The organism is Streptomyces sp. NPDC008238 (genome assembly GCF_042956445.1).
In the GTDB taxonomy this organism is placed as follows: Bacteria; Actinomycetota; Actinomycetes; order Streptomycetales; family Streptomycetaceae; genus Actinacidiphila.
The window spans coordinates 168,221-181,558 of sequence record NZ_JBIBGK010000014.1; the positions used below are offsets into that span (position 1 = coordinate 168,221).

Below are 13,338 nucleotides of genomic sequence, written 5' to 3' on the forward strand. Positions count from 1 at the left end.
ATCCTGCCAGCGGTCGATCGCGTCCGCCGACCGGGGACCGGCGGCGAGCGGGCGACAGCGGAAGCCGAACTCCTGCGCCTCAGTCGGCTGTGGATGGGACGCGGGGGCGCAGGCGCTCGCCCTGGGGGCCGTACATGATCAGATATTCGACCGGTCTGCCGAGGTCGGCGTTGGCGACGGCATGGGGCGTGCGGGTGTCGAACTCGGCGACGTCTCCGGCGGTCAGGACGAGGTCGTTGTCGCCGAGTGCCAGCCACAGCCGCCCGGAGAGCACGCACAGCCATTCGAAGCCTTCGTGCGACGCCTGGCGCGGCCGCGGGGGCCGCTCGTCGACGGCCGGCAGGACGTGCTTGTGCGCGTGCAGCCCCCCGACGTAGTGGGTCAGCGGCAGGACGGCCTTGTCGTCCGCCGCACGCCGGTGTGCCGTGCCGGACGGCTTCCGCGTCGACGCGAAGGCGGTGCCGGCCAGCGCGTCCAGGGAGACGTCGTACGCCTTCGCCAGGCGCAGCAGCAGTTCCAGATTCGGTTTGCGAAGGCCGTTCTCGACGCGTGACAGCGTACTCACGGCGATGCCGGTCGCCCGGCTGACCTGGGTGAGCGTTTCCCCGCGCTTCTCGCGCTCGCTCCGCAGGCGCGGCCCCATCGCGGCCAGGGCCGCGGCGACCTCGTCCGGCATTCCCCTCCGCCTCTCTTACGCTCACCTCTCCGGCCTGCCATTTTGCCATTCTGTCAAGGTTTCTCGCATCCCCGTCCGCCGACATCGCATGATCGACGGGTACCGCGGCCACCGGGAAATCCGAGGAGAAGCCATGCACCAGCCCACACCGTCCGGCGACCTGTCCCACCGCACCATCGACGCGCCCGCCGGACGGCTGCACCTGGTCGAGCAGGGCAGCGGACCGCTGGTCCTGCTCGTCCACGGCTTCCCCGAGTCCTGGTACTCCTGGCGTCACCAGCTCCCGGCACTGGCGGCGGCGGGATACCGGGCGGTGGCACCGGACGTGCGCGGCTACGGCCGTTCCTCCAAGCCGGCGGAGACCGGCGAGTACCGCATGCGTGCCCTGGTGGAGGACAACGTCCGCCTGGTACGCGCCCTGGGCGAGGAGACGGCGGTGGTCGTCGGGCACGACTGGGGCTCGAACATCGCCGCCGCCTCCGCCCTCCTGCACCCCGAGGTCTTCCGTGCGGTGGGGCTGCTCAGCGTCCCCTACACCCCGCCCGGCGGCCCGCGCCCCAGCGAGATCTTCGCGCGGATGGGCGGGGACGAGGAGTTCTACGTCTCCTACTTCCAGCAGCCGGGCCGCGCCGAGGCCGAGATCGAGCCGGACGTCCGGGGCTGGCTCGCGGGGTTCTACGCCGCCCTGTCCGCCGACACCATGCCGGCCCAGGGGCAGCCCACCCCGTACTTCGTCACCCGCGGCGGGACACTGCGGGACCGCTTCCCCGCAGGCCGGCTCCCCTCCTGGCTCACCGAGGCCGATCTCGACCACTACGCCGGGGAGTTCGAGCGCACGGGCCTGACGGGAGCACTCAACCGCTACCGGAACATGGACCGTGACTGGGAGGACCTCGCCGAGTTCAACGGCTCCCCTCTGACCCAGCCGTCCCTGTTCGTCGGCGGCAGCCTGGACGCCACCACCACTTGGATGTCCGATGCGATCGCCGCCCACCCGACGACCCTGCCCGGACTGGTGGGCTCCCAACTCCTGGACGGCTGCGGCCACTGGCTCCAGCAGGAACGTCCCCGGGAGGTCAACGACTTGCTGACCACCTGGCTCGCGGCCCTGCCTCAGCCGGTTCCCCTGCGATAGTTCGCGACCTCATCCCGTTCGCGGCCACAAAGGCGTGGTCGACGCACCTGGCGCGCCGGCTCCCGCCCGCGTTATGGTCCGTGCCGTCGCGGGGGGTGACATCGTGGGGCGGAAGAGCAAAGTGCCGGGCATCATGCCCTGGTGGCTGTGGCTGATCTACTGGGCGCAACTGGCGTTCGTGGCCTGGAACATGATCCGGCCGGTTTTCCACGTGAGCCTGGTCCTACTGGTGCCACCGTTCTTCATGACAGCCCTCAAGTGGTACCAGAGCCGCCGGACCGGCGGATAGCCGCGCCAGCGCTGTCGTATCGGAGCCGCGGCAGCATTGCCGCGGCCCCGGCGACAGTCAGCGGGTCACGAGTCCTCCGCCGTGCCGCTGCCGGCGTCACCCGTCGAACCAGACGACCAGACGGACGCCCTCGTCGCCGTGCAGGGTCGCCAGTGTGCGCATCACCGACCAGACGGCGGCCCAGTCGCTGTCCGGCACGGCATCCTTGCGGCGGAGGCGTCCGATGTGGAAGAGGCGGTCGCCGTCCGGCCACTCGGTGCCCTCGGCGTAGGTGCTGCCCGCGCGGTACCGAGCGTGGGGGTCGGTGAGGCCCGCGAGCTGGGCGAAGCGGGTGAGGCCGGAGTTCCGGCCGTGCAGCTCCCAGGACCCCTCGGGGCTCCGGCGGTACTCGTGAACGCAGTCGTCGACCTTGTCGGCGACCTCCTCCCAGTCCGCCGCCAGCTCCGCCCAGGTGATCCAGGACGTACCGGATGCGCCCGAGCCCCAGGACTCGAAGTCGGCGAGAGCCTCGCGCGACACGTCGCGAGGCAGGCCGCGGTGATCGGCGAGTGGGCGGAACGAGGCGGTGTCGCGGACACCGAACAGGGACCCGAAGGCGTCGTAGCAGCGCCCGTTGTAGAGGTGCACGAGGTCGACGGCCCCGTGCCAACTGCGGTCGTCCTCGTCCAGCCAGCGATCCCAGCGGCACTCTATGAACCCGTATATGTCCGTCCCCATGGTGGGAATTGTTCTGCGCCGGGGTGAGGAGTGCGACGCGATTTCCGCCGTGCCGGCCGGGCCACGCCCCCCCGACGCCGACAGGGGACGCCCGAGGGTGACCGGAGCCTCACCCATGTGACCTGGGGGCGCCGAGTCGATCTGCGACACTGGTTGAACCATGCCTGCACCCGGAGAACTCACATTCGTCGCGCCGCGCGGAGCCAAGAAGCCGCCGCGGCACCTTGCCGACCTCTCGCCCGAGGAGCGCCGGGAGGCGGTCGCGGAGCTGGGCGAGAAGCCGTTCCGCGCCAAGCAGCTGTCGCAGCACTACTTCGCGCGGTACGCCGATGACCCCGCCGCCTGGACGGACATCCCGGCGGCGGCGCGGGGGAAGCTGGCGGAGGGGCTCCTGCCGGAGCTGATGTCCGTGGTGCGGCACAGCAGCACCGACAACGACACCACGCGCAAGACGCTGTGGCGGCTGTTCGACGGGACGCTGGTCGAGTCGGTCCTGATGCGCTACCCGGACCGGGTGACCATGTGCATCAGCTCGCAGGCCGGCTGCGGCATGAACTGCCCGTTCTGCGCGACCGGCCAGGCCGGCCTGGACCGGAACCTGTCGACCGGGGAGATCGTGCACCAGATCGTGGCGGGCATGCGCTCGCTGCGCGACGGGGAGATCCCGGGCGGGCCCGCGCGGCTGTCGAACATCGTCTTCATGGGCATGGGCGAGCCGCTCGCGAACTACAAGCGCGTCGTCGGCGCCATCCGCCGGCTGACCGACCCGGAGCCGGACGGGCTGGGGCTGTCCCAGCGGGGCATCACCGTGTCGACGGTGGGCCTGGTCCCGGCCATGCTGCGCTTCGCCGACGAGGGCTTCAAGTGCCGGCTCGCGGTGTCGCTGCACGCGCCCGACGACGAGCTGCGCGACACCCTGGTGCCGGTGAACGCCCGCTGGAAGGTGCGCGAGGTGCTGGACGCCGCGTGGCACTACGCGGACGTGTCCGGGCGCCGGATCTCCATCGAGTACGCGCTGATCAGGGACATCAACGACCAGGCGTGGCGGGCGGACCTGCTGGGCCGGCTGCTCAAGGGTCGCCGCGTCCACGTCAACCTGATCCCGCTCAACCCGACCCCCGGCTCGAAGTGGACGGCCTCCCGTCCCGAGGACGAGCGGGCCTTTGTGGCGGCCCTGGAGGCGCACGGCGTGCCGGTCACCGTCCGGGACACCCGGGGACAGGAGATCGACGGCGCCTGCGGTCAGCTGGCGGCTTCCGAGCGCTGACCTGCGCTTGCTATGGTGACGGTCGTTTGCGGCCGTTTGCCGCGACGTCACGCAGATCACACAAAAGAACATCCGACAGGGGAGCGCGGAGAGCGCTGAGAGTGCGGCACGGCCGCAGACCCTCGGACCTGATCCGGGTCATACCGGCGTAGGGAGTCACCACATGAGCACTACCCGTCGGCGTGTGGCCGGCACCGCACTGGCCGTCGCGCTCGGCGCGAGCGCGCTCGCCGCCTGCGGCGGCGACGGCGACACCGCCAAGGACAAGGGCGCCGCCGCCTCCAAGACCGTCACCCTGGTCAGCCACGACTCCTTCGCCGCGTCGAAGGACGTGCTGAAGGCGTTCACGGCGCAGACCGGCTACACCGTCAAGGTGCTGCGCGGCGGCGACGCCGGCGCCGCGCTCAACCAGGCCGTGCTGTCCAAGGGCAACCCGCAGGGCGACGTCTTCTTCGGTGTCGACAACACCCTGCTGTCCCGGGCCCTCGACAACGACCTGTTCGAGCCGTACGAGGCCAAGGACCTCGACAAGGTGCCCGCCGCGCTCCAGCCGGACGCCGCGAAGCACCGCGTCACCCCGATCGACTTCGGCGACGTCTGCGTCAACTACGACCGGAAGTACTTCACCGAGCACAAGCTCCCCGTGCCGGAGAGCCTCGACGACCTCGTCAAGCCCGCGTACAAGGACCTGCTGGTCACCGAGAACGCCGCCACCTCCTCCCCGGGGCTCGCCTTCCTCCTCGCCACCACCGCGAAGTACGGCGACGGGGGCTGGGAAGCGTACTGGAAGAAGCTCAAGGCGAACGGCGTGCAGGTCGTCGACGGCTGGGAGCAGGCCTACTACGACACCTTCTCCGGCGCCGGCGGCGGCAAGGGCGACCGGCCGCTGGTCGTCTCGTACGCCTCCAGCCCGCCCGCCGAGGTGCTCGCGCTGAAGACGCAGCCGCAGGAGGGGCCGACCGGTGTCGCGACCGGCACCTGCTTCCGGCAGGTGGAGTTCGCCGGCCTGCTCAAGGGCGCCGGGAACCCCGAGGGCGGCAAGGCGCTCGTCGACTTCCTGCTGAGCCGCGCCTTCCAGGAGGACATGCCGCTCAGCATGTTCGTCAACCCCGTGCGGGACGACGCGAAGCTGCCCGAGGTCTTCACCAAGTACGCGCCGGTCGTCGCCGACCCGGCCACCGTCGCCCCGGAGAAGATCGCCGAGAACCGTGAGCAGTGGGTCAAGTCGTGGTCCTCGCTCGTGCTGAAGTAACGAAGGACGCCGGGGGGCGGCGCGCCGGGGCGGCGGCCCTGCGGCCGCTCGCCGTACGGGTCGGCCTGATGGCCGTGCCGGTCGCGTTCTTCGGGCTGTTCTTCGGCTACCCGGTCGCCGCCATCGTCGCCCGCGGGCTCCGCGAGGGCGGACGGTGGCGGTTCGGTCGGTTCGCGGACGTCCTGGGCGAGCCCGACGTCCTGCACGTGCTGTGGTTCACCTGCTGGCAGGCGGCCGCCTCCACCGCGCTCACCCTGGCGATCGCGCTGCCCGGCGCCTACGTCTTCGCCCGCTTCGACTTCCCCGGCAAGCAGTTGCTGCGCGCGGTGGTGACGGTGCCCTTCGTGCTGCCGACGGTGGTCGTCGGCTCGGCCTTCCTCGCGCTGCTGGGGCGCGGCGGGCTGCTCGACGAACTGTGGGGGGTGCGCCTGGACACCACGGTGTGGGCGATCCTCCTCGCGCACGTCTTCTTCAACTACGCGGTCGTCGTACGGACCGTGGGCGGGCTCTGGGCGCAACTCGACCCCCGGCAGGAGGAGGCCGCGCGGGTCCTCGGCGCGGGACGCCTCACGGCCTGGCGCAAGGTGACGCTGCCCGCGCTCGCCCCCGCCGTCGCCGCGGCGGCGCTGATGGTCTTCCTTTTCACCTTCACCTCCTTCGGCGTCATCCAGATCCTCGGCGGCCCCACTTTCTCCACCCTGGAGGTGGAGATCTACCGCGAGACCGCCCAGTTGCTGGACCTGCCGACGGCCGCCGTGCTGACCGTCGTCCAGTTCGCCGCCGTCGCGGCGATCCTCGCCGTGCACGCAGGGACGGTACGGCGCAGGGAGGGCGCGCTGCGCCTGGTGGACCCGGCCCGCACCGCCCGGCGGCCGCGCGGCGCCGGCGAGTGGGGACTGCTGGCAGGCGTGCTCGGGGTGGCCGCGCTGCTGATCCTGCTGCCGCTGGGCGTGCTCGCCGAGCGTTCGCTGCACGGACCCGACGGCTACGGCCTCGGCTACTACCGCGCGCTGGGTTCGGTGGCCGGAAGCGGCGGCACGTTCCTGGTGGCGCCCGTCTCCGCGGTCTGGAACTCGCTCCAGTACGCGGCCGCCGCCACCGCGATCGCCCTGGTCGTCGGCGGGCTCGCCGCGGCCGCCCTCACCCGCCGGGCCGGGCGCCTCGTACGGGGCTTCGACGCTCTGCTCATGCTGCCGCTCGGCACCTCGGCGGTGACCATCGGCTTCGGCTTCCTCATCACCCTCGACGAACCGCCGCTGGACCTGCGCTCCTCGTGGATCCTGGTGCCGCTCGCCCAGGCGCTGGTCGGGGTGCCCTTCGTGGTGCGCACCATGCTGCCCGTGCTGCGTGCCGTGGACGACCGGCTGCGCGAGGCGGCGGCGGTGCTCGGTGCCTCCCCGCTGCGGGTGTGGCGCGAGGTCGACCTGCCGCTGGTGCGGCGGGCGCTGCTGGTGGCGGCCGGCTTCGCCTTCGCCGTGTCCCTGGGCGAGTTCGGCGCCACCGTCTTCATCGCCCGCCCCGACAACCCCACCCTGCCGGTCGCGGTCGCCCGCTTCCTCGGACGGGCCGGGGAGCTCAACCACGGCCAGGCGATGGCGCTCAGCACCGTGCTGATGCTGGTGTGCGCGGTCGCGCTGCTGGCGCTGGAACGTATCCGCATCGACAGGTCGGGGGAGTTCTGATGACCCTGCTGCGACTGGACGGCGCCACCGTGCGCTTCGGCGGCCACACCGCCCTGGACGCCGTGGGCCTGGAGGTCGCCGAGCACGAGACGGTCTGCGTGCTCGGGCCCAGCGGCAGCGGCAAGTCCACGCTGCTGCGGGTCGTCGCCGGGCTGCAGCCGCTGGACGCCGGGCAGGTCCTGCTGGCGGGTCGCGACCAGGCGGGGGTCCCGGCGCACCGGCGCGGCGTGGGCCTGATGTTCCAGGACCACCAGCTCTTCCCGCAGCGCGACGTCGCCGGGAACGTCGACTTCGGCCTGCGCATGCGCGGCGCCGGTCGCGCCGAACGGCAGCGCGCGGTGGAGGAGTTGCTTGAACTCGTCGGCCTGCCGGGTGCGCAGCGGCGCGCCGTCGCCTCCCTGTCGGGCGGTGAGCAGCAGCGCGTCGCCCTGGCCCGGGCGCTGGCGCCGGGGCCCCGGCTGCTCATGCTCGACGAGCCGCTCGGCCAGCTCGACCGGGGCCTGCGCGAGCGCCTGGTCGTCGAGTTGCGCGGGCTCTTCCGGCGGCTGGGCACCACGGTGCTGGCCGTCACCCACGACCAGAGCGAGGCCTTCGCGCTCGCCGATCGCGTCGTCATCATGCGCGACGGCCGTGTCGAGCAGGTCGGCACCCCGCTGGAGGTGTGGCAGCGGCCCGTCTCCGAGTTCGTGGCGCGCTTCCTCGGCTTCGACAACGTGGTGCCCGCCACCGTCACCGGCGTCGCCGCCGACACCGCCTGGGGCAAGGTCCCCGTCCCCCCGGGCTCCCCGCAGGGCGCGGGACGGCTGCTTGTGCGGCCCGCCGGCGTACGGCTCGTCCCGCCCTCCGACGGGCTGCGCTGCGACGTCCTCGCCCGTACGTTCCGCGGTGACCAGGTCACGCTTCTCCTGCGGCCCGAGGAGGGTCCGCGGCTGGAGGCGGGCTGCGCCCTGCGCGACGCCCCCGCCGAGGGCGAGACGGTCGGCGTCTCGTTCAGCGCGGACGAGGTCGTGGTCCTGGGCGAGTAGGCCCCGTTCAGCGGCGGGCGCTTTCGGGGCGCGCGGCGGTGCGGTGGTGCGGTGGGGCCGGTGGGTGGGTGCGGGTTCGTCTCGCGCCCTTCGGGCGCACGGCGGCCGGCTGCGGAGGGGAGGGTGGGGGCCTGCCCTGTTCGCAGTGTGCGGGTGGGTTGGTGGTCGGGGTTCAGGCGCCGGAGCGGGGTGCCTTTCCGATGGCCTGGGGTCTCGTTGCCGTCAGCGGGTATAGATGGCCGCTTCCACGCCTACTGCCGGGGGTGGGCGCGCCCGCCGTTACCTGCGTCTGCGGATATTTCGAGGTGCTGCCGGGGGGGCTTGAAGGAGATCGGGCCCGCTTTCGACGGTATGGACGTCGAAACAGGGCCCGATCTTTGCGCGGACGGAGATCGGGCTCGCTTTCAGCGTCATAGGCGTCGGAAGAGGGCCCGATGTCGGGGAAGCACCCGCAGGCGCCGGTTACGGCGGGCGCGCCACCCACGAAGGGTGGGCGTGATCACCGGCCATCTGCACCCGCGGACGGCAACGAGACCGGGACCGTACGAACAACCGGCCCCGCTCCGGCGCTTGAACCCCCACCACCAACCCACCCGCACACTGCGGACAAGCCCCGGACCGCCACCCTCCCACCCGCAGCCCGCATCTTTGCGCCCGAAGGGCGCGAGACGGCGCGACAGTCGGCGACGTACGGGCTAACCCCGCGTCAGGCGTGCCAGGGCCTGCGGGGCGTCCTCGACGGAGTCGACCAGCGCGATGCGCGGCTCCATGGAGCGGCCTTCCGCCAGTGCCTGGAGGAGGGGCCAGGCCGGCAGCCGCCGGGTCCAGTGGTCGCGGTCGACCAGCACCATGGGGCGCGGGGCGCCGTTGGACTCGTAGTAGTTCGGCGTGGTGTTGTCGAAGACCTCCTGGACGGTGCCCGCGGCGCCCGGCAGGAAGACGACCCCGGCGGTGCAGCGGGCCAGCAGGCCGTCCTCGCGGGTGGCGTTCGCGAAGTACTTGGCGATGTGCGCGGCGAAGGCGTTCGGCGGCTCGTGGCCGTAGAACCACGTCGGCACCCCGATCGACTCGCCGCCACCGGGCCACCGGTCGCGCACGTCGAAGGCGACGCGCGCCCAGTCCGTGACGGAGGGACGGAAGGAGGGGATCTTGGCCACCGTCTCCAGGGCGTCGAGGAGCATCGCGTCGTCGAAGGGCGCGGCGTAGGCGCCGAGGTTGGCCGCCTCCATGGCGCCGGGCCCGCCGCCCGTGGCGACGGTCAGGCCCTCGCGGGCCAGCGCGCGGCCGAGGCGGGCGGCGCCCGCGTACGCGTCGGTGCCGCGCTCCATGGCGTGACCGCCCATGACGCCCACGACGCGGGCGTCCATGACGAGTTCGTCGAAGGCGTCGGAGACCGCGTCGTCGTGGATGCTGCGGAGCATCGAGGCGTAGATGTCGCGGCTGCCCCGCGTGCGCAGGAACCACTGGTAGGCGCCGGCGTCCGGGGTCGCCTCGTAGCCGTCGGCCAGGCCCTCGAACAGCGTCCCGGGGGCGTAGAGCGAGCCCCGGTACGGGTCGAAGGGAAGGTCCGGCAGCGGGGGGAAGACCATGGCACCGGCGGCGCGGACGCGGGACGTCGTCTCCGGCTCCATCGGGCAGCCCAGGAACACGGCCTCGGCGGTGTCGGCGGACAGCAGGGCGTCCGTACGGGTCGTCAGGTCGACCGACTGGACGCGGTATCCGCGCAGCGAGCCCGACGCGGCGACGCGGTCGAACTCCTCGAGGGTCTCTATCTCGTGATCGTTCGGATCGTTCGGCGAGAGCACGCCCGCCACCCTAGCGCCCGCGGCGGAGGCCGCCGCCGCGGGGCTGCTCGGGGCGTCACGGCAGCGGCAGGGTGCCCAGGCGGGCGACGAGCAGGGTCAGCGGCAGCACCGCGCCGAGGACCGCCAGGGCCCGCACGGCGGCCGCGTTGCGCAGCAGGGCGGCGGGCGCGCCGAGCCGGGTGAGGGCGGCGGTGGCCGGACGGCGGGCGCGCCTGGCGTCCACGGTCGCGGTCAGGGCGGTCGCGACCGCCGACAGGACGACGAGGACGGCACCCAGCACCGTGAGCGGTCCGACGGGGTGCGCCACGGCGCCGAGCCGGTCGCTCCCGGCGAGGGCGGTGGCGGCCACCGCGCACAGCGCGCCCAGCGGACGCCCCACGAGCGCCGCCTCCTCCTGGAGTGCCCGGCCCGCCAGCAGCCGCAGTGCGCCGGGCCGGTACGCCGCCAGCAGCCGTCCGGACAGGTGGACCACGCCCGGCATGGCCAGCACCATGCCGGTGGCCGTCAGCAACCAGCCACCGACGACGGCCGCGGCGGCGTGGCCGAGTCCGCCGGGCAGCGGCAGCGTGCCGCCGGGCGCGGCGGCGCCGGCGTCCCCGGCCGAGGAGATCTGCACGGCCAGGCCGATCACGACGAGCGCGACACCCCACGGCAGTCCGGACGGCGTACGTCCCTCGCGGGCGGCGGGCTCCTCCTGACGGGTGCGCCGCGGCCGGAGCACGACCGCGGCCGAGACCGCTGCGGCCAGCGGCAGCGTGGCCAGCAGGGTCAGCGCGCCCGCGAGCGGCAGCTCCCGGTCCGCACCCAGTGCCTCGGCCGCGCCGGTGAAGTGCGGGCCGGGCAGGTCGCCGCGGAGGAAGAGGAAGCCGAAGAGCGCGATCAGCACGCCCAGACCGCAGTTGAGCGCGGAGCTCGCAGCGGCCAGCAGGGGCAGTCCGTGCCGGCCGAGTCCGGCGGCGGCCAGTCCCGCGTGCAGCCGCCCGCTCGGCTCCGTACGGGCCACGAGCACCGACAGGTGGACGGTGGCGGCGAACGGCACCGCGCACCACAGCAGCCGGAGCAGGCCGTCCGGGGCGTCCTCGGGGTGCGCGAGGGCGTGCCCGAGCACGGCGAGCAGCAGGAACCCCGTGCCCGCGGCCGCGGCGACGACCATCAGCCGGCGCAGCAACACCTCCGGCCGGGAGCCGAGGGCTACACGGAGGCTGAGCACGAGTCGGCGTCCTCCCGCTCCTGTCGCGGCATGCCCGCCGCGAAGCGTCCGTCGACGAGCGTGACCACCCGGTCGGCGAGGGAGACGACCTCGGGCTCGTTGGAGGCCAGCACCACGGTGATGCCGTGCGAGCGGGCGGCGCTGGTCAGCATGCGCAGCACCTGGGCGCGGTCGGCACGGTGCAGCGGCGCGGTCGGCTCGTCGGCGAAGACCACCGAGGGCCGGTTGACCAGGGCGCGGGCGATCGCCACCCGCTGCCGCTCGGCCTGCAGCAGCCGGCCGGGACGCTGGCGGGCGGCCCCGCCGATGTCCAGCCGGTCCAGCCACTCCTGGGCGGCCGCCCGGGCCGTGCGGTACGGGACGCCGCACAGCAGGAGGGGCAGCGCGGCGTTCTCCCGGACGGTCAGTTCGGGCAGCAGCTGCGGGCTGCTGTCGATCCAGCCGAAGCGCTCACGTCGCAGCCGCTCGCGCGCGGTCGCGCCGAGGGTGTGCACGGGGGAGCTGTTGAACCACACCTCGCCCTGCTCGGGGAGCAGTTCGCCGGACAGACAGCGCAGCAGCGTGGTCTTCCCGGCGCCGTGCGGGCCGAGGAGGCCGAGGATCTCGCCCTCCCGCACACCGAGGGACACACCGAGCAGAGCGGGTGAGCGGTCGTGCGTGTGGCGCAGGCCGCGGGCCCACAGCACGTCGTTGTCGGGTGGGTTCACGTTGGCCTCTAACGAACGCGGGGAGTCCGGGTCACTGCGGCACCGTACGCGCCCCACGGCCCGGGACCCCGGTCACCGCGGCGTGTTCCGCGCCCGCGCCCACCCGTGCGGCGTACGCACGGGCCCTGTACGGCGTCCGGCCCGCGCGGACGCCGACGGGCCGGGGCACGCGGTGTGCGTGCCCCGGCCCGTGGGTGGCGAGGGGACCGTCAGAGCTTGGTCCAGGCCTCCGTGAGGACGGTGCGCAGGACGCCCTCGATCTCGTCGAACGTCGACTGGTCGGCGATCAGCGGCGGCGCGAGCTGGACGACCGGGTCGCCGCGGTCGTCGGCGCGGCAGTACAGGCCGTTCTCGAAGAGGGCCTTGCTGAGGAAGCCGTACAGGACGCGCTCGGTCTCCTCGGCGGTGAAGGTCTCCTTGGTGACCTTGTCCTTCACCAGCTCGATGCCGTAGAAGAAGCCGTTCCCGCGGACGTCGCCGACGATCGGCAGGTCGTGGAGCTTCTCCAGGGTGGCGCGGAAGGCGCCCTCGTTGTCGAGGACGTGCTGGTTGAGCTGCTCGCGCTCGAAGATGTCGAAGTTGGCGAGGGCGACCGCCGACGACACCGGGTGGCCGCCGAAGGTGTAGCCGTGCAGGAAGGTGTTGTCGCCCTTGTAGAAGGGCTCGGCGACGCGGTCGGAGATGATGCACGCGCCGATGGGGGAGTAGCCCGAGGTCATGCCCTTGGCGCAGGTGATCATGTCCGGGACGTAGCCGAACTTGTCGCAGCCGAACATCGTGCCGAGCCGGCCGAAGGCGCAGATGACCTCGTCGGAGACGAGCAGAACGTCGTACTGGTCGCAGATCTCGCGGACCCGCTGGAAGTACCCGGGCGGGGGCGGGAAGCAGCCGCCGGCGTTCTGCACCGGCTCCAGGAAGACGGCCGCGACGGTGTCGGGGCCCTCGAAGAGGATCTCCTGCTCGATCTGGTCGGCGGCCCAGCGGCCGAAGGCCTCCGGGTCGTCGCCGAAGAGCGGGGCGCGGTAGATGTTGGTGTTGGGCACCTTGTGGGCGCCGGGGACCAGCGGCTCGAAGGGGGCCTTCAGGCCCGGCAGGCCGGTGATGGACAGGGCGCCCTGCGGGGTGCCGTGGTAGGCGACGGCGCGCGAGATGACCTTGTACTTGGTCGGTTTGCCCTTGAGCTTGAAGTACTGCTTGGCGAGCTTCCACGCGGTCTCGACGGCCTCGCCGCCGCCGGTGGTGAAGAAGACCTTGTTGAGGTCGCCCGGGGCGTAGTCGGCCAGGCGCTCGGCGAGCTCGACGGCCTTGGGGTGGGCGTAGCTCCACACCGGGAAGAAGGCGAGCTCCTGGGCCTGCTTGTAGGCGGTCTCGGCGAGCTCCACGCGGCCGTGGCCGGCGTTGACCACGAACAGCCCCGCGAGGCCGTCGATGTACCGCTTGCCCTTGTCGTCGTAGATGTACGTGCCCTCGCCGCGCACGATGGTCGGCACAGGGGCGTTCTCGTACGACGACATGCGGGTGAAGTGCATCCACAGGTGGTCGTACGCGGTCTTGGAAAGGTCCGCGCTCATGG

General features: G+C 72.9%; 12 protein-coding genes and 1 riboswitch. Of the genes, 6 read left to right on the forward strand and 6 right to left on the reverse strand.

The features are described from left to right. Window positions 1-79: 79 nt before the first annotated feature. Window positions 80-676: a helix-turn-helix domain-containing protein gene (locus tag ACFZAU_RS26180; protein ID WP_500554187.1), complete on the reverse strand. Its 597-nt coding sequence runs from the start codon at window positions 674-676 to the stop codon at window positions 80-82. A gap of 133 nt (window positions 677-809) precedes the next feature. Between ACFZAU_RS26180 and ACFZAU_RS26185 the strand changes: the two genes are divergently transcribed. Both ACFZAU_RS26185 and ACFZAU_RS26190 read left to right on the forward strand, forming a co-directional pair. Continuing rightward, entirely contained in the window at window positions 810-1,811 is a 1,002-nt protein-coding gene (locus ACFZAU_RS26185; protein WP_500554188.1) for an alpha/beta fold hydrolase, read from the forward strand. Window positions 1,812-1,914: 103 nt separating this feature from the next. Further along, the gene (locus ACFZAU_RS26190) at window positions 1,915-2,100 is read left to right on the forward strand and encodes a hypothetical protein (protein ID WP_500554189.1); all 186 of its coding nucleotides are present in this window, start codon (window positions 1,915-1,917) and stop codon (window positions 2,098-2,100) included. A gap of 96 nt (window positions 2,101-2,196) precedes the next feature. Here the strand turns inward: ACFZAU_RS26190 and ACFZAU_RS26195 are convergent, their stop codons facing one another. Beyond that, a complete protein-coding gene (locus tag ACFZAU_RS26195; protein WP_500554190.1) occupies window positions 2,197-2,817 on the reverse strand; it encodes a hypothetical protein in 621 nt (206 codons plus the stop codon). A 160-nt stretch (window positions 2,818-2,977) separates the two neighbouring features. On the opposite strand from ACFZAU_RS26195, the gene rlmN reads away from it, so the two are divergent. The 4 genes from rlmN to ACFZAU_RS26215 all read left to right on the forward strand — a co-directional run bounded on the left by rlmN (window position 2,978) and on the right by ACFZAU_RS26215 (window position 8,043). Continuing rightward, a complete protein-coding gene (gene rlmN, locus ACFZAU_RS26200) occupies window positions 2,978-4,084 on the forward strand; it encodes a dual-specificity RNA methyltransferase RlmN (RefSeq protein WP_500554191.1) in 1,107 nt (368 codons plus the stop codon). A 67-nt stretch (window positions 4,085-4,151) separates the two neighbouring features. Beyond that, window positions 4,152-4,256: riboswitch (TPP riboswitch) on the forward strand. Further along, a complete protein-coding gene (locus ACFZAU_RS26205) occupies window positions 4,248-5,336 on the forward strand; it encodes a thiamine ABC transporter substrate-binding protein (RefSeq protein WP_500554192.1) in 1,089 nt (362 codons plus the stop codon). (Overlaps the previous riboswitch by 9 nt.) A gap of 68 nt (window positions 5,337-5,404) precedes the next feature. Beyond that, window positions 5,405-7,018 (forward strand): ABC transporter permease, encoded by a 1,614-nt coding sequence (locus ACFZAU_RS26210; RefSeq protein ID WP_500554221.1) that lies wholly within the window; start codon window positions 5,405-5,407, stop codon window positions 7,016-7,018. Continuing rightward, entirely contained in the window at window positions 7,018-8,043 is a 1,026-nt protein-coding gene (locus tag ACFZAU_RS26215; protein WP_500554193.1) for an ABC transporter ATP-binding protein, read from the forward strand. The genes ACFZAU_RS26210 and ACFZAU_RS26215 overlap by 1 nt, the downstream gene beginning before the upstream one ends. Before the next feature lie 695 nt (window positions 8,044-8,738). On the opposite strand, the gene ACFZAU_RS26220 is transcribed toward ACFZAU_RS26215, so the two are convergent. The 4 genes from ACFZAU_RS26220 to ACFZAU_RS26235 form a co-directional block, all read right to left on the reverse strand. Beyond that, entirely contained in the window at window positions 8,739-9,857 is a 1,119-nt protein-coding gene (locus ACFZAU_RS26220; protein ID WP_500554194.1) for an LOG family protein, read from the reverse strand. A 46-nt stretch (window positions 9,858-9,903) separates the two neighbouring features. Then, entirely contained in the window at window positions 9,904-11,058 is a 1,155-nt protein-coding gene (locus ACFZAU_RS26225; RefSeq protein WP_500554195.1) for a hypothetical protein, read from the reverse strand. Beyond that, window positions 11,040-11,765: an ABC transporter ATP-binding protein gene (locus tag ACFZAU_RS26230; RefSeq protein WP_500464712.1), complete on the reverse strand. Its 726-nt coding sequence runs from the start codon at window positions 11,763-11,765 to the stop codon at window positions 11,040-11,042. The genes ACFZAU_RS26225 and ACFZAU_RS26230 overlap by 19 nt, the downstream gene beginning before the upstream one ends. Window positions 11,766-11,974: 209 nt before the next feature. Continuing rightward, complete coding sequence (locus tag ACFZAU_RS26235) at window positions 11,975-13,336, reverse strand: aspartate aminotransferase family protein (protein ID WP_500464711.1); 1,362 nt, start codon at window positions 13,334-13,336, stop codon at window positions 11,975-11,977. Window positions 13,337-13,338 lie beyond the last annotated feature (2 nt).

Bases quoted from the DNA above. Each gene is read 5' to 3' on its own strand.
- ACFZAU_RS26205 (WP_500554192.1), top strand. From the start codon at position 4,248: ATGAGCACTACCCGTCGGCGTGTGGCCGGCACCGCACTGGCCGTCGCG.
- ACFZAU_RS26210 (WP_500554221.1), top strand. From the start codon at position 5,405: ATGGCCGTGCCGGTCGCGTTCTTCGGGCTGTTCTTCGGCTACCCGGTC.
- ACFZAU_RS26195 (WP_500554190.1), bottom strand. From the start codon at position 2,817: ATGGGGACGGACATATACGGGTTCATAGAGTGCCGCTGGGATCGCTGG.
- ACFZAU_RS26180 (WP_500554187.1), bottom strand. From the start codon at position 676: ATGCCGGACGAGGTCGCCGCGGCCCTGGCCGCGATGGGGCCGCGCCTG.
- ACFZAU_RS26185 (WP_500554188.1), top strand. From the start codon at position 810: ATGCACCAGCCCACACCGTCCGGCGACCTGTCCCACCGCACCATCGAC.
- rlmN (WP_500554191.1), top strand. From the start codon at position 2,978: ATGCCTGCACCCGGAGAACTCACATTCGTCGCGCCGCGCGGAGCCAAG.
- ACFZAU_RS26215 (WP_500554193.1), top strand. From the start codon at position 7,018: ATGACCCTGCTGCGACTGGACGGCGCCACCGTGCGCTTCGGCGGCCAC.
- ACFZAU_RS26235 (WP_500464711.1), bottom strand. From the start codon at position 13,336: ATGAGCGCGGACCTTTCCAAGACCGCGTACGACCACCTGTGGATGCAC.